Genomic DNA, 19439 nt, shown 5'->3' with positions numbered 1-19439 from the left:
CAGCAAGGGGATACCCTTAGGCTGGGGCGGAAAAAGGGACCTCGTCGGTCGTCAGCGCAGCGAAAGAATGAACTCCGTGCCCTCGCCGGTTTCGCCTTGGTTGATGCCTTGATCCGAGACGATCAGCGAACTGCCGGTCGACAGGGCCTCGCCGAGCCAAGCCATGACATCCGCCGGGATCGTGATGCGATCCAGCGCCTCGGCCGGGCTGCTCAACTGAATGGCGGGCTTCGACTCGGCGTGGGTCTCCGCCGACTTCTTGCCGCGCCGAGCTACCTTGTTGGTGGCCTCCGATGCTGCTGCGGCGCGTGCCGAAGCAGGAAGCGAGATGACCGACCAATGCAGGGTCGCCGGATCAGCCTTGTCGGCCGTTGCCGTGAACACGTGCGTGCCGAGCGGCTTGTCGCCCGGGGCGATGGTGACCTGGGTGTTGAACACCGGCGCGAAGTTCTGCCGGACGTACAGCTTGGAATCCTTGCGGCTGATGAAGATGGCGACCTGGCTGTTGCGCTTCAGCTCGGGCTTTGGAGCGATCGGCTTGTCCGGTGCGGCGACAACGCGGGACGGATCCTTGGAGAGCTCCTGCGCGTCGAGCGGCTTGGCTGGCGCATCGGCGGTTGTCGTCGGCGGCACCGCAGGCTGGTCCGCGATCTCAGGGGCGGATGGCTTGGTGCCAGCAGCTTTGGTGCCAGCGGCCTGGGAGTCTGCAGGGTCGGAGTCTGCGGCTTTGGCATCGGCGGGCTTGAGATCGGTCGAGCCGGTCGCTTCCAGTTTGCCCGGCGCTTCCGTCGTCTTTTCAGGTGCCGCCGCCTCCGAGTTGTCGGCCGGCTGGCTCGCCAGTGCCGGCGCGGCATCGGCGGGCTTGGCCTCGGCGCTCGGTTCGTCGGCGGTCGTCGTTTCGGCGACGCTGGCCTTTACATCGGCCGAGTCCGGTCGCGCCGGATCGGCGCTCGGCGCGGCGTCAGAGGCCACGCTGGGCAGTCCGCTCGCGTTGCTGGCATCGGCGGTGCGCATCTGGCGGGGAACCGGTATCGCTTCAGCGGAGCGGCCGACCTCGCCATGGCCGATCGTGGCGCGAAGGTCGATCGTTGCGACCGTGATCGCCGGCGTCACGGCGGCGCCCTTGTCCGACTTGGTGGCAGCAGGTGCATTGGCGTCGGGCTGGACCGAGGCGCTTGGCGGCGGCGCCTTCAGCGCGGCAAGCAGCGAATGCGAGAAGCTGGCCGGAGCCACTTCGCCCGGCGTCACCAGGACGCGCGATCCCATCCGCGTCCAGCCATAGATCCGGGGGGCGAAGCTCGCGGGCATGCGGATGCAGCCATGCGAGGCCGGATAGCCCGGAAGCACACCGGCATGGAGCGCGACACCCGACCAGGTGATCCTCTGCATGAACGGCATCGGTGCGCCGCTATAGATGTTCGACCGGTGAAATTTCTGCTTCTGGATCACGCTGAACACGCCCATCGGCGTGGAGTGCCCCTTCATGCCGGTGGAGACCGGCGCTTCCGCGAACAGGCCGTTGGCGTCGTAGACCTTGAGCTGCTGCTTGCTGATCGACACCGCGATCGTGATCGGCCCCTGCGGCTTGGCGGCCTCCTTCTCGATCGTCACCGGCTTCTGACCGTGGCGCACTTTGGGCTTGCGGGGCATGGCCGGGAGCGCGGGCGGAGCGATGGTGACCGGCTGCGAGTCGTTCCAGTAGTAATAGGACGCTGCGTCAGCCTGAGATGTCGCTGCTAGAACAAGCGGGACTGAAACGATTGCTGCACAATAAAACCGCCCCCTGGCGGCTGCACGAACGCAGAGCATTCCGGCAAATCCTCAAGAACCATCTGGTCTTTAGTGTCGCAGACGGAGTCTGCGTTCACCAGCTTGGGGCTTCTGCCCGCCGTGAGTTTCGTTCCAATCGTAGCAGAAAAGCCTCACATCGCGTTAAACGCGCATCGGAGAGGCGGAGGCGTGGAGTGCCTTCCTTGCAGGCATTTGTGTTCCTACATGGGCGGTATGCCGAGCCATCGGCGGTATAACGGAGACCGACATGTCGTTCAGAGCCACCAACCGGTTTGACCTGTGGCTGAAAACCCTAGCTTTCCTATTGCTTATCGGACTGTCTTCGCCCGTGGTGTCAGCCTCCGCCGCGGATGAGCCGGATCTGATCTTCCGTCGGTCGACAGTGTTCAAGCTGCTGAGTCCGAATGACAAGCTCGCGACCTATGGTGTTGATGATCCTGAGGTCGAGGGCGTCGCCTGCCATTTTACTGTCCCGCAGAAGGGAGGCTATGCCGGCTGGCTCGGCCTGGCGGAGGAAGTCTCGGACATCTCGCTCGCCTGCCGGCAGATCGGTCCGATCCGCTTCAAGCGCAAGCTCGATCAGGCGGATGACATGTTCCGCCAGCGCCGGTCGCTGTTCTTCAAGAAGATGCAGATCGTGCGTGGCTGCGATGCCAAGCGCAATGTGCTCGTCTACATGGTCTATTCGGACAGGCTGATCGAGGGCTCGCCGAAGAACTCGACGTCGTCAGTCCCGGTCATGCCCTGGGGCAAGGCGGATGACGGCGAAGTCCAGAAGTGCGGTGACTTCATTCAATAAGCGACTTGCCGAGCAATGGTCGGTTGCCCGCGGGCTTGCCAGGCAATTTGCGCTTGGCAGGGTCGTGGCAGCCGATCAGCCGAAGCAGGCCCTGCGGCGTCGAGCCGGCGTTGTTTTCAGCGCGCTGTTGCGCCATCGGCACGGCAGTAGGGCTGCGCTTCGGTGCTGCCGGCGTGGGGGTGTACGTGCTGTTCTTGTCCATGCGGGTCCTGAGGGAGCAACGACGTCCCAACGCACCATGCGCCGCCGGGTTGCCGTGCGGAGCGGGCCTCCCTGGCGGCACGCTACCGGACAGGCCTTAAGAAGCTCTCCATCGGCGGGAATCGACCTCGGCCTCGCACGGCGCAGCCGGTCCGATGGGGAACGCTGAAATCATCCCGCTTTGCTTGATTTTGATATGTTTTCCCGTTTTGATTGTATTTTGTGTCGTCAGTCGGGCCGCATGAAACAATGCGGTGGGACCACGAAACCGTTTTCTGCTTGTGCCGCAGACGCGATGAAACCTGAAACGGTTATGAAATGGAGACGGGCAGAACTTGCCATCCAGGTGGTGTCATCCGGCCCGGTGCAGATGACATGACAACAACACGAGACCAGCGGTCCACCATGCTTCTTCGACTGGCTGCTGCGGCGCTTGCCGCTTTGTCCTGCCTCTCCTGGTCCTCCGCCGACGCGCGGCCCTCGGCACGACTGCCTGATGTGCGCGGCGAGTTCGTCCGCCAGTGTGCGCCTCGCATGCTCGGACGATGGGCGCACCCCGAAGCCGTCTGCTCCTGCCTGCATGACCATGCGGCCGCTGTCGTCGAGGATACCGACCTGCGCGAAGCACTGCTGCGCGGCATCAGTGAGACCGGCGTGCCGACGATCGAGGCCGATTGGGTGCCCGTGCCGAAGCAGTCCGAGATCGGACCGACCTTCACCAGGATCGCCAAGCCTGCCCTGCAGTGCATGTTCGATCCGGCCGGCTGATGCGCGCCGAGCGCTGACCCTCGCCGGCATCCCGCAGTGCGCGGTCGTCACTCCAGGCCATATTGCGACATCAGCGCCTGCACCTCGGGCCGTCGCATGATGTGCGAGATCCGGTTGCCGATCGCCGTATCATCGTTGCGGAGCGACGATCTCGGCGACGATTTGTGGACGGTACGAGAAGGGGGGGCGGCGGCCTTCGACGGACGGCGCGCATCGGCGGGTCTCGCCGCTGATGATGACGAAGGCGCCACCGCCTGCACCTGCTGGGTCGGTGCGGCAATCGTGGTTGGCAGGCTGGGCTGTGCCGTCGCTGCGGCGGGGCCAACCGCGGGGGCCGCTGCCGGAGAGGCCGCGGCTGCAACGGGCGGCGTAGTCGGGGCCACGCCGGGTGTGCCGGCCGTGGTCGCGACCGACGTCGTGGCGGGCGCGGCATCGACCGACGGTGCTGCGGCCGTGAGCGAGTTGGTGCGGGTCTGCGGCGACGCTGGCTCGGGCCTTGCGACCGGCACAGTCAGGGCGGAGAGCGTCGTCGGTTGCGGCGAGATCGGCGCCGGCGGTTCAATCACTGGAAGCGGGGGCGCGATGGCGCTGGCCCCCGAGGGCGCCACGACGGCTTCGCCGCTCTTCCTGTCGTTCCTGTTCGGCTCGGGCTTCTTGACTTCATCAGGGATATTCAGAGCCTGGCTCTGCGCGTGAGCCAGCATCTGACGTGCGGTCAGCGGTGATTCCGCGAAGGCTGTGGTCGGCATCAGGACGGCGGCTGCGAGCGTCAGCTGAATGATCCTGGAAGGCGATGTGCACTGGGTCATGGCTAACTCCTTGCGGGTGTGCGATCTGTCTGCGTTTGGTTCAAGCCGCGGCGCTGGCCGTCGCCCGGTCGTGGGCGACGACGACGCGCTGGCCGCGCATCTTGGCGATCACCTCGTCGCGCGGGCCGCATGCCAGCGTCTTGCCGAAGGCCATCACCATGATGCGGTCAACATGCGCCAGAAGCTGCGGACGGTGCGTGACGACGATCACGGTCCGGCCGGCGGCCTTCGCCTGGGCCATGGCATGAGCCAGCGCCCGCTCGCCGTCCTCGTCGAGGTTGGAGTTCGGCTCGTCGAGGATCAGCAGCCGCGGATTGCCATACAGCGCGCGGGCCAGGCCGACGCGCTGGCGCATGCCGCCCGACAGCGCCACGCCGCCTTCTCCGATCGGGGTGTCGTAGCCGTTGGGCAGGCGCAGGATCACCTCATGGGCGCCCGCGGCCTTGGCTGCGGCCACGACCGCGGCCTCGTCCACCCTGGCGAGACGGGCGATGTTGTCCGCCACCGTTCCTGAGAACAGCTCGATGTCCTGCGGCAGATAACCGATATGCTTGCCGAGCCGGTTCTGGTCCCACTGGCTGTAGGCGGCGCCGTCGATACGGATCACGCCCTCGCGGAGCGGCCAGACGCCGGCCATCGCGCGGGCCATGCTCGACTTGCCGCTGGCGGAGGCGCCGACGATCGCGAGGCTCTCGCCGGCCTTGAGCGAGAAGCTGACGCCCTTGACGGAGGGACGTCCCGCGGCCGGCGGCCACACCACGGCGTTCTCGACGTCGATGTCCCCGCGCGGCGTCGGCAGGGCCGTGGGCGCCGCGGTGACGGGGAGGGCATGGAACAGTTCCTCGAGGCGCCGATAGGCGGAGCGGAAGGCGATGATGCGCTTCCACTGGCCGACGACCTGCTCGACCGGCGCCAGCGCGCGGCCCATGATGATCGACGTCGCCATCATCGCGCCGGGCGAGATCTGCTGCTCGATGGCGAGCCAGGCACCGATGCACAGCAGCGAGGTCTGCACCGCCATGCGCGCGAATTTGGTCACGGAGTGCATCGCCGCGCCGCGCTCGACCAGCGTGCTGTGGGCATCGACCATCGCCGATTGCCGGCAGCTCCAGCGATCCATCACGATGTCGCCCATGCCGAGGCCGCGCACGACCTCGCCGTTGCGCAAGGCCGCCGCGACGAAGCGCGAGGCCTCGTTGGCCAGCGCATTGGTGCGCTCGACGCTGGCGCGCGTGTAGAATTCGGTGAACAGCGCCAGCGAGAACAGCACGATGGCGCCGAGCAGCGAAAGGATGCCGAGATAGGCGTGCTGCAGGAAGCACAACGCGACGAACACCGGCGTCCACGGCAGGTCGCAGGCGATCGCGGCGGTGCCGCTGGAGATGCAGTCGCGGATCGTCTCGGCGTCACGGATGATCTGCTGGCCGAAACGATGCCGTGGCGACAGCTCGGCCTTCATCATCGTTTCGAACAGCGGGTGGCGCAGCGTGCCTTCGAATTGCACGCCGGCGCGCGCCAAGACGCCGGAGCGGGCGAACTCGAGGATGCCGTACAGCACCAGGAAGACGCCGACGATCAGGGTCAGCATCACCAGCGTGCCGAGGTTGCGGCTGGTGAGCACGCGGTCATAGACCTGCATGGAGTAGAGCGGCGAGGCAAGCATGCTCGCATTGATGAAGAGGCTGAGCACGAAGGTCGCGGTGAGCGCGGGGAAGCAGGCGCGGAGCGCGGCTCCCAGCGGGCTTCGGGCGATGGTGGTCGTCATGGCAGATCCCCTCACGATGGCGCTCGGGGAGGTTCGTCCATTGCGGTATCGGCGACCGTGACTGACCTCACATAGGTCGAAACGGCTCCGCCGGTGCTTGAGTTGACCGGTCTCAGCCGCTACCGCAGTGACACGCCCGCTCGATCTCGAGCTCTGTCTTCTCGCCAGTCATGACATGCGCACTTTGACGACCCAAAACATTCGCCTCCTGTCGGGGCTCATCCTGTTCGCATTTGCCGCCACGCACTTCCTCAATCACGCGGTGGGTCTGTTCAGTCTCGAGGCGATGGACGAGGTGCAGGAGTGGCGGCTTGCGCTGACGCGGTCCTGGCCCGGGATGATCGTGCTGCTGGCAGCGTTGCTGGCGCATGCCGTGCTTGCGGTGGCAAAGACGATCCAGCGCAGCAGCTGGCGGCTGCCAGCGTGGGAGCTGATTCAGCTCGTCACAGGATTGGCGATCCCGCTGCTGCTGTTGCCGCACATCGTCGAGACGCATGTCGCTCATGCCCTGTTCGGTGTTCAGGACAACTACCTCTACGCGCTGGCGCTGATCTGGCCGCGTGCGGCGTGGATCCAGACGATGCTGCTGCTGCTCGTGTGGGTCCATGGCTGTCTCGGTCTGCATCATTGGCTGAAATTCCGGCGCTGGTATCGCCTGGCGCAGCCGGCGCTGGTCGTGCTTGCCGTTGCCGTCCCGATGGCGGCGCTGATGGGCTTCGTGGTGTCGGGGCGGGCGGTCGCCGGGCTGTTGAGCGATCCCGCGATGGCGGAGCGGATGCGGCAGGTGACGCATTGGCCGAGCGAGCTCGACAGCAAGTGGATCGATCTGTTGCAGCTGTCTTCGCGGATCGCGGTTGCGGCGCTGCTCGTGGCCGGCGTGACGATCGTCATCTTCCGCCACATTGCGCTGCTCGCGGCGCCGAAGGTTGCCATCACTTTTCCAAATGGTGCGACGGTGCAGTCCGCCATCGGTCCGACGCTGCTCGAGGTCATCAGGAGCAACCATCTCTCCGATCGATCCGAATGCGGCGGCCGGGCCCGTTGCGGCCTGTGCCGTGTTCGTGTGCTGGAAGGTGCAGAGACGCTGCCGCCGCCGGGTCATCAGGAGCGCGCCGTGCTCACGGGCTCGAGCGCCCCGGAGCATGTACGGCTGGCCTGCCAGATTCGTCCGGCGGCGCCGCTCACCATCGCGCCCCTGGTGGAAGGCCCTGGAGCACTGACGCAGGTGAACGAACAGGCTGACGTTCAAGGCGAGCGCCGCGCCGTCTGTCTCGTCCAGATTCGCGTTCGCGCCTTCGCGGCCATCGTGGGCGATCGCCTCGCTTCCGATCTCGTCTTCATGATGAACGAGATCTTCGGCGCCGTGTCCGGAGCCATCGAAGCCAATGCCGGGCGGATCGATCGCTTCCTCGGTGACGGCGTGCTTGCCGTCTTCGGCGAGCAGCGCGGGCCGGATCACGGCTGCCGTGATGCGCTGCAGGCGATTGGCGCGATCGATCTCGCCATGGACCGGGTCAATGAAAAGATTGCGGCCGAGATCGGTCGTCCTGTCGAGCTCGCCATCGGCGTCGATGTCGGCGAGGTGGTCGTCGGACAATTGGCGTTGGGACGAATGACGCGCGTGGCGGTGCTGGGAACCGTGACCGACGTGCCGGCGCGTCTGGCCGAGTTGGCGCAGCGCAAAGGCTGGCAGCTGGCGCTGTCCGGGCACGCGGCAAGAGCTGCAGGCCTGCACGACGTGGCCGGGCTGGCCCACGAGACGCTCGCCGATGCCGAGCAGGGCGGGGACCTCGATGCCGTCGGCGTGCTCCGCGCGCGCGACGTCGCTCTCGTCGCGCGCGCGGCATCGGACGCGTCGGTCTAGGGGCCGCCGCATCATTTCTCGCGGAACGTCTTGGCAAGCGTGTTGAGCAGCGGTCCCACGAGATATTCGAGCACGGTGCGCTCGCCCGTGGAGATGATCACGTCGGCCTGCATGCCCGGCAGGATCTTGTCGGCGATGTCGGGCGGAATGGTCGAATAGTCGATCACGACGCGCGCCGAGTAGTAGCTCTGCTTGGTCGCCTCGTCGTTCATCGCGTCCGCCGAGACGCTCTGCACCTTGCCAAAGATCGCGGGCGTCGTGCGCGAGGAGAAATTGGGGAAGCGCACCTCGGCCTTCTGGCCTATGGCGACGCTCTCGATGTCGCGCGGAGAGACATGCGCCATCACGTCGACGCCTTCGCCGACCGGGACGATCTCGGCGAGCGTGTCGCCGGGTTTCACGACGGCGCCAACGGTGTGGACCTTCATGTTCATGACGATGCCGTCGCGCTCGGCGCGGATGTCGACACGGCGCAGCACGTCCTCGGCGATGACGAGCTTCTCGCGCAGGTCGGACAGCTTGGCGCGGGTGCCGTCGAGCTGCTGGCCGACCTCGGCAAGGTACTTCTGCATCGTCTGGTCGATCTGCAGGCGCGTTTGCGCCGCCGTCTGGGTCAGACGCGCCACGTCCGCCTGCGCCTGGCCGAGGTCGCCTTCGACGCGCGCACGTTCCCGTTCCAGCTCGAGGAACTTGTTGCGCGGATAGTAGCCGCCGGCGACCGCCGGCCGCACGTTGTTCATCTGGGTCTCGAAGCTCGCGCGTTGGGCGACGAGCGCGGCGCGCTGGCGGTCGCGTCCGGCGAGCTCCTGCTGCTGCTGGGCGATCTGCGAGTTCAGGATGTTGATCTGGCTGATCAGGCCGTTGCGCCGCTCGATGAAAAGGCGCTGCTGGTCGGCGATGACGAGCGCCGCTTCCGGCACGTGCTGCCGACGGAGCAGGCTGTCGGGGAAGGAGATCATCCGCGCATTGCCGCGCTCCGCCAGCAGGCGCGCCTCCTCGGCCAAGGCGGCGTCCATCTGCTTGCGCAGCAGGTCCGTGTTGGCCTGCGCCTCGGTCGGCTGCAGCCGGAACAGCAGGTCGCCGCGGTGCACGGCGTGGGTTTCCTTGGCCAGGATCTCCCTGACGATCCCGCCCTCACGGTGCTGGACGACCTTGTGATCGCCGGAGACCGACACCGTGCCCGGCGCGATCGCCGCGCGGTCGAGCGGTGCGTAGGCGGCCCACACGCCGAAGCCGCCGAACACCAGTGCGATCGACAAATAGCCGAGCAGGGCATAGCGGCTGAAGTCGGCCCTGACCGGCTGCGGCCGGTCTGCCGGCTCGAAGAAGCCGTGATCCTCAACCAGTGACATCGACATGATCGGTCCCCCGCGATTGTGCACCGGCGGGAGCATGGGCGATGCGACGATGAGGCACTGTGCGTCAGGTCACGCCGGTCGTCTGGCGACGTCCGGCCGGAATGCGCTGCTACTTCTTCTTCGGCCCGAAGCGGGGCACGCATTTCGTGGTGCGGACAATGCCGGCTTCGGCCATCCGGGAGCCGGAGACCTCCTTGACCTGACCGGCGGGGCAGGTGCCGTCATCGACCAGCACGCGCTGGCCGAGCCTGAGGTCGATCACGTCCTGCTCGCGCCCGACATATTGCGCCTGCGCCGGCGCGGCGAGCAGCAGCACGAGGCCGAGGCCGGCAAGAGCCTGCGCGGCACGACGTCGCCGCGACTTATGGACAAGACGCATCACTTTCCCTCGATCTTCACACCGTTCGGCCCGACATTGATCTGAAATCCGTCGGGCTGCTTCTTGGCCTGGTAGAAATTATAACCGAGCACGACGATGGCCGCGGTGAGAATGCCGAGCAGGAAATAGAGAATGTTGCGATGATCCGACATGTCAAATTCCAAAAAATGTCTTGTCGTCTTTCGTATGCGCCAGTGTACGGGGAGGCTTGCGATTCTGAAAGCAGTTGCAAATCCGGTGCAACAGCGCGGTGAATTATGGTTTGCTGGGATCGTCAGCAATTTGGAACCTGAACGGGCATGATCACCAAGGACACTACGCAACGGATCGTCGACGCCGTCGATGCCGGCTTCGATCGGCAGCTCGCCGCAACCAGCGACTTCGTCGCGATCCCCTCGACGCGCGGCGCCGAAGGGCCGTGTCAGGACATGTTCGGTGATCTCCTGCGCGCTCGCGGCTACGAGGTCGACGATTGGCACATCGATCTCGATGATCTGAAGGACATGCGGGGCTACGGCCCGATCGAGCATGATTTCTCGAAGGCGCGCAGCGTCGTCGGAACCTATCGGCCGGCGACCACGGCGGGGCGCTCGCTGATCCTGCAGGGGCATTGCGACGTCGTGCCCGCCGGTCCGCTCGACATGTGGGAGACACCGCCATTCTCGCCGGTCATCCGCGACGGTCGGATGTATGGTCGCGGCGCCTGCGACATGAAGTCCGGAACGATCGGTGCGCTCTATGCGCTCGATGCCATCAACGCCGCAGGTTTCAGGCCGACTGCGCGCATTCACGTCCAATCCGTGATCGAGGAAGAGAGCACCGGGATCGGTGCGCTCTCGACTTTGCAGCGCGGCTACCGCGCCGACGCCTGCTTCATTCCGGAGCCGACCAGCGGCAAGATGGTGCGCTCGCAGGTCGGCGTGATCTGGTTCCGCCTGAAGGTGCGCGGCTTCCCCGCCCATGTGTTCGAGGCCGGCGTCGGCGCCAATGCGATCCAGGCGACCTATCACCTCATCCATTCGCTTGAGAAGCTCGAAGCGGAGTGGAACGAGCGCGCCAAGAGCGACCGTCACTTCAAGACGCTCACGCATCCGATCAACTTCAACCCGGGCATCATCAGAGGCGGCGACTGGGCCTCGAGCGTACCGGCCTGGTGCGACGTCGATTGCCGGATTGCGATCCTGCCAGGCTGGTCGGTCAAGGATTGCCAGAACGAGATCCTCGCCTGCGTCGCCGCAGCCTCGCGCGATCACCGCTTTCTCTCGAACAATCCGCCGGTGGTCGAATGGTCCGGCTTCCTGTCGGAAGGTTACGAACTGACCCATGCGGCCGAGCCCGAGGCGGCATTCGGCAAGGCATTCGCCGCCGTCTATGGCGGTGAGGTGCAGGATCTCGTCTTCACGGCGCTGACCGACACGCGCTTCTATGGGCTCAACTACAACATCCCGAGCCTCTGCTTCGGCGCCACCGGTGCGGCGATGCACGGCTTCAATGAATATGTCGAGATCGACTCGCTGCGTCAGGTGACCAAGGCCATGGCGCTGTTCATTGCCGAATGGTGCGGTGTCGAGAAGTCCTGACTTTGTGACTCGCGAAGGCAATGACCTCTCAGGTCATTGCCTTCGATTCGAAGCTCGATGCAATCAGATCAGGTGCAGGCACGCGAAAGACGTGTCGTCCGGTCGCGGGGAGGAAACGGCATGACGCCGCTCGAGAAGATCAATTCGCTGAAGATGCCGTTCGCCGAGTTGAAGGGCGTCATCTTCACCGAGGCCAGCGCTGAGCGCGTGGTGGCGCAGATGCAGGTCCGGCCGGATCTCTGCACGCTAGATCACACCATCCATGGTGGCGCCATCATGGCTCTCGCCGATTCGGTCGGCGCCGCTGCGACCGTGATCAATCTGCCCGAGGATGCCAAGGGCACCACGACGATCGAGAGCAAGACCAACTTCATCGGCGGCGCCAAGGAGGGGAGCGTGGTGACCGCCATTGCGACGCCGGTGCATCGCGGCCGCCGCACCCAGGTCTGGCAGACCCGTATCGAGACCGACGACGGTAGGCTGGTGGCGATCGTCAGCCAGACTCAGCTGGTGCTGTGACCATTCGTATACGAACGAATCATTAACTCACGCGACCCGTGCATGGCCGCATGTTCTCTCCGTAGAGCACGGGGCTTGCAATGAATGTTGCGATGCACAATATAGCTGCTGTCTAGGGAAAGACGTCTGTACGCGGAGGGCTTCGGAGAGGAGTCTTTGGCAGTGACACAGGTAGATACTTTTCGTCCCCGGCCGGGCTTCGGCTATGTGCGGACGCTCAGCCAGCACGAGGAACTGCCGCTGCTGCGCGATCATCTGCTGCGGCTCGATCCTGAGAGCCGGCATGATCGGTTCAACGGTTTTCTCGATGACAGTTTCATCGAACGCTACGCGGCCCGATGTGCGGCTGACGGCACCATAGTCGTCGCCTACATGGAAAACGGCATGGTGCGCGGCGCGGCCGAGTTGCATCCGCCGGAGCAGTCCGAGGACGGGCTTCCGGAGATCGCGTTCAGCGTCGAGTCCTGCGTGCGCCGCCGTGGCGTCGGCAGCCTGCTGTTCCAGCGTGTGATCTCGGAAGCGCGCTGGAAGGGCTATCGCAAGCTGCGGGTGACCACGGGTTCGCAGAACCACGCCATGCGCGCGCTCGCCTTCAAGTTCGGTGCGCATCTGGCGTTCCGGCATGGCGAGTCGACCGGCACGATTGATCTCTCCGAGCAGCCCCAGGATGAATTCGCCAAGCTCGTGATCGACGCGCCGATCGCAGCCGCACGTGCATTCTTCAATTTGAACCGGGCTTGCTGGAAGCTGGTGACCCGGATGTACGGGGACAAGCGCGCCGCTTGAGCAAGAGCGGCTCGTCAATGACAACGCTCGCAAATGACAAAAGCGCGACGGCGATTTCGCTGTCGCGCTTTTGTCATGGAAGTCGTTGCGGGCTCCGGCCGGCGGCTATCCGGTGGCGCGGCGCAACGGTCAGGTGCCGGTGCGCTTGTCGAAGTTGAAGCGGCGCACGGTGCGGCGCTCGACCACGACGGCGCGCTGCTGCGTGCCCTGATCAGCCGTGATGACCCGCGTATTGGTGCGCGCGGCAACCCGGACCGCCTTTTTGACCTCAGGCAGCACCTGCTCGAGCGGCAGCCCCATCAGGGCGGACGCGATCTCAGCCTGAGCCTGGACGTCGTCGGTGATGCCGGACGCTGCGAAGATCGCCTCCTCAAGAGTCGGGGGATCACGCCTGACGCGACGCGGACCGTACTTGGTGTTCCAATCTTCGCTCATAAGAGGCCTCGTGAATCTTCGGGGATACCTAGAAGCAGCTTTGTTGCATTGCAATATGAAATCTGCGCGGCAGCCCAGCTATGCGTTCACCATGTCGCGATCGGGCAACGCTGCCGCCGTCATGTGGATATCCTGGGGCCAGCGGCGCAAGGCCGCGTGCCCGGCTTTGGTGAGGGCGTAGACTCCGCGTTCGGCGCGGTCGAACCAGCCATAGACATTGCGCTGAAGGATCTTCGGTGCATCAGGAATGTCCGCTCGCAGCTCGCGGACGCGTTTCGGGCCGTCCGAGAGCGCCGAGGCGCAGGCAAGCGCCTGCTGCCGGTAGGCCGTCATGAGGGGGGTCCGGGTCGAGCCGCCGCTGACAGGGTCGCCCTTGCGGCGCTGATGCTCGATCACCAGGCGCGATCGCTTCTTGGGATTCTTGCGCGGCGCAGTGGTCGGCGGCGGGACCAGGACTTCGACCTGGCCGTTGGAGGTCACCGCCAGCATGCCGAAACCGAGCCGTCGGCACAGATTTCGATAGCGTGTGTCGCTCTCGCGGCCCTTGCCACGCGCCGACAATCGAGCGGCAATCCACACCTCGTCACATGCGCCGGCGCGGTCGACCGCCTGCAGCAGCAGTTCCAGGTTGAAGGCCTGCTTGAGCTCACAGATGACCACGATCGGCGGGTCCTCACCCTTCAGCGCGACCACGTCACAGCCGCCGACTTCCCCCTTGGCCGTGAAGCCGAGGTTTTCGAGGAAGCGTTTGACGGGAAGGTAGAGCGCGGTTTCCAAGGGTCGTCCATCGTTGCGACTCAAGCGCCGCGAGTCTAGCCCGATGCGTCTCGTCGTGTCAGCGCGAACTGCGGCTCGGCGCGGTCTGCTAAACGCGGCCGACCACCGGTATCAGTGCCCCGGTGACACCGCTTGCCGCATCGCTGGCCAGAAACAGGATCACCTCGGCAAGCTCCTGCGGCGTCACCCATTTGTCGAAGTCGGCTTTCGGCATGCTGGCGCGGTTTGCCGGCGTGTCGATCGTCGAAGGCAGCACGGCGTTGACGGTGATCTTGCCCTTCCACTCCGCCGCCAGCGCTTCGGTCAGGCGATGCACGCCGGACTTGGAGGCGGCATAGGGGCCCATGCCGGCACCGGCCTGCAGTGCCCCCATGGCGCCGATATTGACGATCCGGCCGGTGCTGGAGCGCACCAGGTGCGGGATCGCGGCGCGAGAGGCATGCAGCGCGGTCATGAGATTGCGAGCATGCATCTTCTCCCAGACGCTGTCGTCGCCGTCGGCGGCATTCTCGAAAGCAAATGCGCCGGCGATGTTGATCAGGGCATCCAGCGTGCCGAAATGGGCGGCGACCGAGTCAATTGCGACCTTGGCCTGGTCTGGATCGGACAGATCGACGCCTCCGAGCTCGATGCGGTCGTCACTGGCAGGGATTTCGGCCTGGGCGTGATCGATTCCAGCCACATGCGCGCCACGCGCCAGCGCGAGATCGGCCACGCTGCGCCCGAGCGCGCCCTGCGCCCCCGTGATGACAATCACTGCTCCGTTCATTCCGTCCCTGATCCCCGTTCACACGCCCCGCAGCGTCCCTTTTTATACTATTGCCCTGCGGACGAGTTGCAATGGCTGAGCGGCCGGTGCATTCAATTGCAATCTGAAGGCGTGGTTTGTCAGAGGTGACCATGACCGCGACAAGCTCTTGCAGATTTCCCGACGTTATCACTGCGTTTCGCTATCCGATCCGGCATTTCCACGAGAGTCTCGTGACCCGGCGCAAGACCCGCGTGGTGGCGCTCGGCTCGTCCTCGACCGCTGGCACCAACGATATCGTGGCGTTTCCGGCGCGGCTCGAGCAGAAGCTGCGTAAGGAGAAAGCCAATTTCGGCTGCGTGATCGACGTCCTCAATCGCGGCATCGGCGGACAGGAGGCTCCGGAAGAGCTCTCCCGCATCGAGAGCGACGTCATAGCGGAGCAGCCCTCGCTGGTGATCTGGCAGGTCGGCACCAACGCCGTCTATCGCTACCAGACCTCCAACCTCGATGAGGTCGAAGCGGCGCTCCGCAACGGCCTCGGCTGGCTGGCCAGGCTACCGATCGATGTCATCGTCATGGACCTGCAGTACACGGCCGCGATGGTCGATCCGCCAGAGCGGTTGAAGCAGGCACGGGACATGCAACGTCGCATCGAGGAGGTGACTTCGGCCGCGAGCGTCAACCTGTTCCGGCGCTGGGATCTCATGAAGGGCTGGTGTGATGCCGGCATTCCGTTGCGGGCCATGGATGACGGCCATGACGATGGCCTGCATATGAGCGAATGTGCAACCGCCACGGTGAGTGCGGTCCTTGCCAAGGCCATCATGGCGAGCCCCGCGCCGCCGGCCTGATCGATAAAATTTGCCGGAGTTTCGTAAGCAGATCGCCAGCGCGGCCGGCTAGCCTGCTTCCATGCCGCTTGAGGGGCGTTGGAGCTTTGTCATGATGAGACATCTGCCGGACCATGGTTTGCCGCTGGTGCAGCTGAAAGAGCAGCGGCGGGATCTCGTGGTCGCATTGCAGAACCGGTCGGGCCCGGTGAGCGGATGGGAGTTGATGCAGATCGCAGCGGTGCAGCAGGCGATCTCCGCGTTTGAGGAGGTCATTGCCGATCTCGACGCGCTCGAGGCGGCCGAGTCGGCCGACATCGAAGCGGCCTGATCTTCGCCAATCGCACGCGGCCGACCGTGCGAGGTCGGATGCGACGCGCGCCGCACGGCTGCTGCGGTTAGCATGGACTGCATGAACCGGGCTTTCATCGTCGCTACACTGAGCTTCCTTGCGCTGTCCTGTCTGGCAGGGTCGTCTGCCGCTGCCCTGGCGGCCTGTGTGCCGGACCAGCACCGAAGCTTCATTTGCGGCAATGGCAAGGATGCCATCCGCGTATTTCCCGAGACGGCCTCACCATCGGGGAGGTTCGCGTTCGGCTGGCGGACCTCAGATGGTCTGCCGACCGGACAGGCCGAGCCGCCCGGTGATGTCGACAACGTGCTGATCAGGTTGCCGGACGGCGCGGTGCTCGGCCGGCTTGGTGGTACCTATTGGGCTACCGGCGAGATGCGTGCCAATCGCTATGATCTGATTGCCGCCTGGTCGCCCGACAGCCGCGCCGTGGTCGAGGTCGCGAACAGCCGCTGGGAGACGGATTCATTCCGCTTCTACGCAGTCGGCGATCCCGACGTTGTGACCCTGAACCTCCATGATCTGGTCGAGCAGGCGGTCCGCGCGAAGACTCCGCCGCGGGCCGGGAAGGGGCGGGTGTTTCGCGTGCGCGAGGATCTGCCCGTCAAGCTCGATGCCGATGGCCGTCTCCGCTTTGCTGCCATTCTCTTCAAACCCAAGAGCGAGGAGCCGGCGCTCGGCTTTCGGCTCGAACTGATGATCAAAGCCGTCAAGTCATCTGCCGCGGCGCGCGTGATCTCAGTGCAGCCGGCCAAGCTGCCGGACTGAGCGCGGTTCTCAGCTGGCGAGGTAGCGCTGTTGCAGAGCAGTGCGGGCGGGGCCATCGAGACCAAGGCCTTCGCGCAGATAGCTGTCGATATCTCCATACGACTCGCGCACGGCACCGAGAGCAGCAGCCAGGAACGAAGCCTGCACCGTGCCAATCGCCTCGAGCACGTCCTGCGGAAGCTCGGGATGGGCAGCCGTGTCGCGGCGAAAATGCTGGTTGGTGAGCAGATAGTCGTCGAAAATGATCTCGTCGGGCACATCGAGGGCAGAAAGCACCAGCGCGCAGGCCACGCCCGTACGGTCCTTGCCGGCCGTGCAATGAATCACCAGCGGGGCGTGATCGCCGAGCAGATGCTCGAACAGAGCGCGGAAGCGCGGCGTGTGGCGCAGGATGTAGTTGCGATAGGACTCCCGCATCAGCTCCAGGGCGTCCTCCACCGTCAAACGTCCGGCCGACCAGCGGTCACGCAGGACAGGGACGACGCTGGGCTCGATCGGCAGCGTATGAACGGCGATCTCGGCGATCGCACAGAGGCCTGCGATCCGCTCTTCCTTGCCGCGGAAATCGAACGCCGAGCGGATGCCGAGCTGTCGCACGACCGCAGCGTCGGCTTCGGTCAGTCGACCGAGATGGTTGGAGCGAAAGAGATGTCGCCAACGCACATGGCGGCCGTCGCGGCTGGGATATCCGCCAAGATCCCTGAAATTGCTGGCCCCTTGCAGGCCGAGATGACGGGAGAGATGCGAAGGTGACGCAGCTGACATGAGTCGAGTGTACGTCATTCGCGATTCAGTTTGAAACCACCTGCCACCGCTCTTGTGCAGGAGGAGGCGAGGGTCTCGGAAAGCAAAAGGGCCGGAACCTTAGCGGTCCGACCCTTCAGCAAAGGCTCAGAAGATGCGTCACTGGGTTTGTCGACATCAGCGGTCCCATGCCGGCTTGGCTTCCTGAATCGCCTCGTCGTGATACCAGCTGCCGCTGTAAATGGCCGGCTGCAAAGACGGAGCGGCCTGACGCGCAGGCGTTTCTCCGAGTTGCCGAGGCGCGAGACCGGCCCGCCCCCCGCGCGGGAATTGATAGATCCTTGCGGACCCCTCGTTCACGTTTGTGTCCATTGAACAGGCTCCTCTCCATCGGACTGCCCATGATGGTGCGCCCGACTCGTTCTCTTGTGGTTACCTCTTCCGATATCGGCGGCTGCCCCGGGGAATGCAATATGATCAAAACGAAATCACAAATTGCGCGTTTTGAGGGCAAACACGGTTTTGCCCCCTGCGAAGCAACGGGCAGCTGATTAACGCTTGGGCCGGATCAAAGGTTGCGGAGTGGGCGCCGAAGCTTTGCGAAAATGTCTGGGAACTGCTGCTGTCTTGTTCTGCGCAATTTTCGCGTCGCCGCAAATGCCAATGAAACAAGCGGGTTTCTGGCGCGCTGGTCGCGCCGCCATGCGCTCCGTGCAAACCCGGCCGCGCTGGTTTGCCGCACCCCTGGCGAGCGCGGGCGAGGCTTCGCGGTCTCCGGGTGAGCACCGACGCATGCGGCGGGACGTCGCGGGACTTGGCACGTTCCATGCTTAAGAGTGCGCTGGCCGATCGTGGCCGGGTAAGCGCGGGGAGCCTTTGATTGCTGGGCTCCCACCTTTCGATAAGACAGAGAGGCTCAATGACGAAATACAAGCTCGAGTACATCTGGCTCGACGGCTACAAGCCGGTGCCGAATTTGCGCGGCAAGACACAGATCAAGGAATTTTCCTCTTTTCCGACCCTGGAACAGCTGCCTCTTTGGGGCTTCGACGGCTCGTCGACGATGCAGGCCGAAGGCCATAGCTCCGACTGCGTGCTGAAGCCGGTCGCCGTGTATCCCGATGCCGCCCGCACCAACGGCGTGCTGGTGATGTGCGAAGTCATGATGCCGGACGGCAAGACCCCGCATCCGTCGAACGCCCGCGCCACGATCCTGGACGATCCGGACGCGTGGTTCGGCTTCGAGCAGGAGTACTTCTTCTACAAGGACGGCCGTCCGCTCGGCTTCCCCGAGTACGGCTATCCGGCTCCGCAGGGCCCGTACTACACCGGCGTCGGCTTCAAGAACGTCGGCGACGTCGCCCGCAAGATCGTCGAGGAGCATCTCGACCTCTGCCTCGCGGCCGGCATCAACCACGAAGGCATCAACGCCGAGGTGGCGAAGGGCCAGTGGGAGTTCCAGGTGTTCGGCAAGGGCTCGCGTACGGCCGCCGACCAGATGTGGATGGCCCGCTACCTGATGCTGCGCCTGACCGAGAAGTACGGCATCGACATCGAGTTCCACTGCAAGCCGCTCGGCGACACCGATTGGAACGGCTCGGGCATGCACTGCAACTTCTCGACCAAGCACATGCGCGAAGTCGGCGGCAAGGAGTACTTCGAGAAGCTGATGGACGCCTTCAAGGAGGCTCGCGCCGACCACATCGCCGTCTACGGTCCGGACAACCACATGCGCCTGACCGGCAAGCATGAGACCGCCTCGATCGACACCTTCAGCTGGGGTGTGGCCGACCGTGGCGCCTCGATCCGCGTGCCGCACTCGTTCGTGAACAACGCCTATAAGGGCTATCTGGAAGACCGCCGCCCGAACTCGCAGGGCGACCCCTACCAGATCGCGTCTCAGGTCCTGAAGACGATCGCGATGGTTCCGACCGGCGCGAAAGCCGCAGCCTAAGACGCCGAGCACAACACCCCGGGGCAGGGGCTGACATGATGATCCGCCGGAGCAGCCGCTTCGGCGGATCATTCGTTTTGAAGGCCGGCACTCGTCGCGCCCTCTCGATGAGTGGTCGGCCAAGTCCAGGCCGGAATGGCCGCTCTTGATCAATCGCAAGTCCCGCGCATATGGACAGCGGTATGTCCATCCTGGATGGCAGGGGTTCG

At 65.0% G+C, this 19439-nt stretch carries 22 protein-coding genes; 10 read left to right on the top strand and 12 right to left on the bottom strand.

From position 1 onward, the window contains the following. Positions 1 to 51 precede the first annotated feature (51 nt). On the bottom strand, positions 52 to 1809 hold the full coding sequence (locus tag QXZ94_RS10805; RefSeq protein ID WP_315720393.1) for a L,D-transpeptidase: 1758 nt from the start codon (positions 1807 to 1809) through the stop codon (positions 52 to 54). A 229-nt stretch (positions 1810 to 2038) separates the two neighbouring features. Between QXZ94_RS10805 and QXZ94_RS10800 the strand changes: the two genes are divergently transcribed. After that, positions 2039 to 2590 carry a CreA family protein gene (locus tag QXZ94_RS10800; RefSeq protein ID WP_315720392.1) on the top strand — a complete coding sequence of 184 codons (552 nt, stop codon included), beginning with the start codon at positions 2039 to 2041 and terminating at the stop codon, positions 2588 to 2590. On the opposite strand, the gene QXZ94_RS10795 is transcribed toward QXZ94_RS10800, so the two are convergent. Next, positions 2580 to 2792 (bottom strand): hypothetical protein, encoded by a 213-nt coding sequence (locus QXZ94_RS10795; protein WP_315720391.1) that lies wholly within the window; start codon positions 2790 to 2792, stop codon positions 2580 to 2582. The two genes, QXZ94_RS10800 and QXZ94_RS10795, sit on opposite strands and share 11 nt — an antisense overlap. Before the next feature lie 404 nt (positions 2793 to 3196). Here QXZ94_RS10795 and QXZ94_RS10790 point away from each other — a divergent pair, with 404 nt between their 5' ends. Then, positions 3197 to 3559, top strand: coding sequence for a hypothetical protein (locus QXZ94_RS10790; protein WP_315720390.1), 363 nt, complete (start codon positions 3197 to 3199; stop codon positions 3557 to 3559). A gap of 47 nt (positions 3560 to 3606) precedes the next feature. Here the strand turns inward: QXZ94_RS10790 and QXZ94_RS10785 are convergent, their stop codons facing one another. Together QXZ94_RS10785 and QXZ94_RS10780 are read right to left on the bottom strand one after the other, a co-directional pair. Then, the gene (locus QXZ94_RS10785) at positions 3607 to 4368 is read right to left on the bottom strand and encodes a hypothetical protein (protein WP_315720389.1); all 762 of its coding nucleotides are present in this window, start codon (positions 4366 to 4368) and stop codon (positions 3607 to 3609) included. Positions 4369 to 4408: 40 nt separating this feature from the next. Continuing rightward, positions 4409 to 6133 (bottom strand): type I secretion system permease/ATPase, encoded by a 1725-nt coding sequence (locus QXZ94_RS10780; protein WP_315720388.1) that lies wholly within the window; start codon positions 6131 to 6133, stop codon positions 4409 to 4411. 175 nt (positions 6134 to 6308) lie between these two features. Between QXZ94_RS10780 and QXZ94_RS10775 the strand changes: the two genes are divergently transcribed. Further along, complete coding sequence (locus QXZ94_RS10775) at positions 6309 to 7997, top strand: 2Fe-2S iron-sulfur cluster-binding protein (RefSeq protein WP_315720387.1); 1689 nt, start codon at positions 6309 to 6311, stop codon at positions 7995 to 7997. 11 nt (positions 7998 to 8008) lie between these two features. On the opposite strand, the gene QXZ94_RS10770 is transcribed toward QXZ94_RS10775, so the two are convergent. The 3 genes from QXZ94_RS10770 to QXZ94_RS10760 form a co-directional block, all read right to left on the bottom strand. Then, a complete protein-coding gene (locus QXZ94_RS10770) occupies positions 8009 to 9355 on the bottom strand; it encodes an HlyD family type I secretion periplasmic adaptor subunit (protein ID WP_315720386.1) in 1347 nt (448 codons plus the stop codon). 109 nt (positions 9356 to 9464) lie between these two features. Further along, positions 9465 to 9734 (bottom strand): DUF6719 family protein, encoded by a 270-nt coding sequence (locus QXZ94_RS10765; RefSeq protein ID WP_315720385.1) that lies wholly within the window; start codon positions 9732 to 9734, stop codon positions 9465 to 9467. After that, positions 9734 to 9886 (bottom strand): hypothetical protein, encoded by a 153-nt coding sequence (locus QXZ94_RS10760; protein ID WP_172109530.1) that lies wholly within the window; start codon positions 9884 to 9886, stop codon positions 9734 to 9736. The genes QXZ94_RS10765 and QXZ94_RS10760 overlap by 1 nt, the downstream gene beginning before the upstream one ends. A gap of 147 nt (positions 9887 to 10033) precedes the next feature. Between QXZ94_RS10760 and QXZ94_RS10755 the strand changes: the two genes are divergently transcribed. The 3 genes from QXZ94_RS10755 (at position 10034) to QXZ94_RS10745 (ending at position 12619) form a co-directional block, all read left to right on the top strand. Further along, positions 10034 to 11314 carry an ArgE/DapE family deacylase gene (locus tag QXZ94_RS10755; protein ID WP_315720384.1) on the top strand — a complete coding sequence of 427 codons (1281 nt, stop codon included), beginning with the start codon at positions 10034 to 10036 and terminating at the stop codon, positions 11312 to 11314. Positions 11315 to 11434: 120 nt separating this feature from the next. Continuing rightward, on the top strand, positions 11435 to 11833 hold the full coding sequence (locus QXZ94_RS10750) for a PaaI family thioesterase (RefSeq protein WP_315720383.1): 399 nt from the start codon (positions 11435 to 11437) through the stop codon (positions 11831 to 11833). A gap of 162 nt (positions 11834 to 11995) precedes the next feature. Then, complete coding sequence (locus QXZ94_RS10745) at positions 11996 to 12619, top strand: GNAT family N-acetyltransferase (RefSeq protein ID WP_315720382.1); 624 nt, start codon at positions 11996 to 11998, stop codon at positions 12617 to 12619. Between the two features lie 129 nt (positions 12620 to 12748). Here QXZ94_RS10745 and QXZ94_RS10740 read toward each other — a convergent pair whose 3' ends face one another. From QXZ94_RS10740 to QXZ94_RS10730, 3 genes are all read right to left on the bottom strand, one after another. Next, the gene (locus tag QXZ94_RS10740; RefSeq protein ID WP_172109527.1) at positions 12749 to 13054 is read right to left on the bottom strand and encodes a hypothetical protein; all 306 of its coding nucleotides are present in this window, start codon (positions 13052 to 13054) and stop codon (positions 12749 to 12751) included. Between the two features lie 78 nt (positions 13055 to 13132). Then, the gene (locus tag QXZ94_RS10735; protein WP_315720381.1) at positions 13133 to 13831 is read right to left on the bottom strand and encodes a DUF2161 domain-containing phosphodiesterase; all 699 of its coding nucleotides are present in this window, start codon (positions 13829 to 13831) and stop codon (positions 13133 to 13135) included. A gap of 88 nt (positions 13832 to 13919) precedes the next feature. Further along, complete coding sequence (locus QXZ94_RS10730) at positions 13920 to 14600, bottom strand: SDR family oxidoreductase (RefSeq protein ID WP_172109525.1); 681 nt, start codon at positions 14598 to 14600, stop codon at positions 13920 to 13922. 212 nt (positions 14601 to 14812) lie between these two features. Here QXZ94_RS10730 and QXZ94_RS10725 point away from each other — a divergent pair, with 212 nt between their 5' ends. From QXZ94_RS10725 to QXZ94_RS10715, 3 genes are all read left to right on the top strand, one after another. Then, the gene (locus QXZ94_RS10725) at positions 14813 to 15433 is read left to right on the top strand and encodes an SGNH/GDSL hydrolase family protein (protein ID WP_315720380.1); all 621 of its coding nucleotides are present in this window, start codon (positions 14813 to 14815) and stop codon (positions 15431 to 15433) included. A gap of 91 nt (positions 15434 to 15524) precedes the next feature. Next, positions 15525 to 15743: a hypothetical protein gene (locus QXZ94_RS10720; RefSeq protein ID WP_009027809.1), complete on the top strand. Its 219-nt coding sequence runs from the start codon at positions 15525 to 15527 to the stop codon at positions 15741 to 15743. Positions 15744 to 15824: 81 nt separating this feature from the next. Further along, complete coding sequence (locus QXZ94_RS10715) at positions 15825 to 16532, top strand: hypothetical protein (RefSeq protein WP_315720379.1); 708 nt, start codon at positions 15825 to 15827, stop codon at positions 16530 to 16532. Positions 16533 to 16541: 9 nt separating this feature from the next. Here QXZ94_RS10715 and QXZ94_RS10710 read toward each other — a convergent pair whose 3' ends face one another. Then, positions 16542 to 17315 carry a tyrosine-protein phosphatase gene (locus QXZ94_RS10710; protein ID WP_315720378.1) on the bottom strand — a complete coding sequence of 258 codons (774 nt, stop codon included), beginning with the start codon at positions 17313 to 17315 and terminating at the stop codon, positions 16542 to 16544. Positions 17316 to 17453: 138 nt separating this feature from the next. Further along, a complete protein-coding gene (locus QXZ94_RS10705; protein ID WP_315720377.1) occupies positions 17454 to 17648 on the bottom strand; it encodes a DUF2735 domain-containing protein in 195 nt (64 codons plus the stop codon). A 547-nt stretch (positions 17649 to 18195) separates the two neighbouring features. Here QXZ94_RS10705 and QXZ94_RS10700 point away from each other — a divergent pair. Continuing rightward, entirely contained in the window at positions 18196 to 19230 is a 1035-nt protein-coding gene (locus tag QXZ94_RS10700) for a glutamine synthetase beta-grasp domain-containing protein (RefSeq protein ID WP_172109520.1), read from the top strand. The last annotated feature ends 209 nt before the right edge of the window (positions 19231 to 19439 follow it).

It is taken from the genome of Bradyrhizobium sp. SZCCHNS2022 (assembly GCF_032377575.1).
In the GTDB taxonomy this organism is placed as follows: domain Bacteria; phylum Pseudomonadota; class Alphaproteobacteria; order Rhizobiales; family Xanthobacteraceae; genus Bradyrhizobium; species Bradyrhizobium aeschynomenes.
The sequence above is the reverse complement of the archived record's forward strand: the minus strand, read 5'-3'. Positions and strand labels throughout refer to the sequence as shown.

What these genes read in the sequence shown, in the direction of transcription:
- QXZ94_RS10765 (WP_315720385.1), bottom strand. Translation starts at nt 9,734, where the DNA reads ATGCGTCTTGTCCATAAGTCGCGGCGACGTCGTGCCGCGCAGGCTCTT.
- QXZ94_RS10710 (WP_315720378.1), bottom strand. Translation starts at nt 17,315, where the DNA reads ATGACGTACACTCGACTCATGTCAGCTGCGTCACCTTCGCATCTCTCC.
- QXZ94_RS10750 (WP_315720383.1), top strand. Translation starts at nt 11,435, where the DNA reads ATGACGCCGCTCGAGAAGATCAATTCGCTGAAGATGCCGTTCGCCGAG.
- QXZ94_RS10755 (WP_315720384.1), top strand. Translation starts at nt 10,034, where the DNA reads ATGATCACCAAGGACACTACGCAACGGATCGTCGACGCCGTCGATGCC.
- QXZ94_RS10730 (WP_172109525.1), bottom strand. Translation starts at nt 14,600, where the DNA reads ATGAACGGAGCAGTGATTGTCATCACGGGGGCGCAGGGCGCGCTCGGG.
- QXZ94_RS10805 (WP_315720393.1), bottom strand. Translation starts at nt 1,809, where the DNA reads ATGCTCTGCGTTCGTGCAGCCGCCAGGGGGCGGTTTTATTGTGCAGCA.
- QXZ94_RS10775 (WP_315720387.1), top strand. Translation starts at nt 6,309, where the DNA reads ATGCGCACTTTGACGACCCAAAACATTCGCCTCCTGTCGGGGCTCATC.
- QXZ94_RS10740 (WP_172109527.1), bottom strand. Translation starts at nt 13,054, where the DNA reads ATGAGCGAAGATTGGAACACCAAGTACGGTCCGCGTCGCGTCAGGCGT.
- QXZ94_RS10700 (WP_172109520.1), top strand. Translation starts at nt 18,196, where the DNA reads ATGACGAAATACAAGCTCGAGTACATCTGGCTCGACGGCTACAAGCCG.
- QXZ94_RS10800 (WP_315720392.1), top strand. Translation starts at nt 2,039, where the DNA reads ATGTCGTTCAGAGCCACCAACCGGTTTGACCTGTGGCTGAAAACCCTA.
- QXZ94_RS10760 (WP_172109530.1), bottom strand. Translation starts at nt 9,886, where the DNA reads ATGTCGGATCATCGCAACATTCTCTATTTCCTGCTCGGCATTCTCACC.
- QXZ94_RS10795 (WP_315720391.1), bottom strand. Translation starts at nt 2,792, where the DNA reads ATGGACAAGAACAGCACGTACACCCCCACGCCGGCAGCACCGAAGCGC.
- QXZ94_RS10790 (WP_315720390.1), top strand. Translation starts at nt 3,197, where the DNA reads ATGCTTCTTCGACTGGCTGCTGCGGCGCTTGCCGCTTTGTCCTGCCTC.
- QXZ94_RS10785 (WP_315720389.1), bottom strand. Translation starts at nt 4,368, where the DNA reads ATGACCCAGTGCACATCGCCTTCCAGGATCATTCAGCTGACGCTCGCA.
- QXZ94_RS10770 (WP_315720386.1), bottom strand. Translation starts at nt 9,355, where the DNA reads ATGTCGATGTCACTGGTTGAGGATCACGGCTTCTTCGAGCCGGCAGAC.
- QXZ94_RS10705 (WP_315720377.1), bottom strand. Translation starts at nt 17,648, where the DNA reads ATGGACACAAACGTGAACGAGGGGTCCGCAAGGATCTATCAATTCCCG.
- QXZ94_RS10720 (WP_009027809.1), top strand. Translation starts at nt 15,525, where the DNA reads ATGATGAGACATCTGCCGGACCATGGTTTGCCGCTGGTGCAGCTGAAA.
- QXZ94_RS10780 (WP_315720388.1), bottom strand. Translation starts at nt 6,133, where the DNA reads ATGACGACCACCATCGCCCGAAGCCCGCTGGGAGCCGCGCTCCGCGCC.
- QXZ94_RS10715 (WP_315720379.1), top strand. Translation starts at nt 15,825, where the DNA reads ATGAACCGGGCTTTCATCGTCGCTACACTGAGCTTCCTTGCGCTGTCC.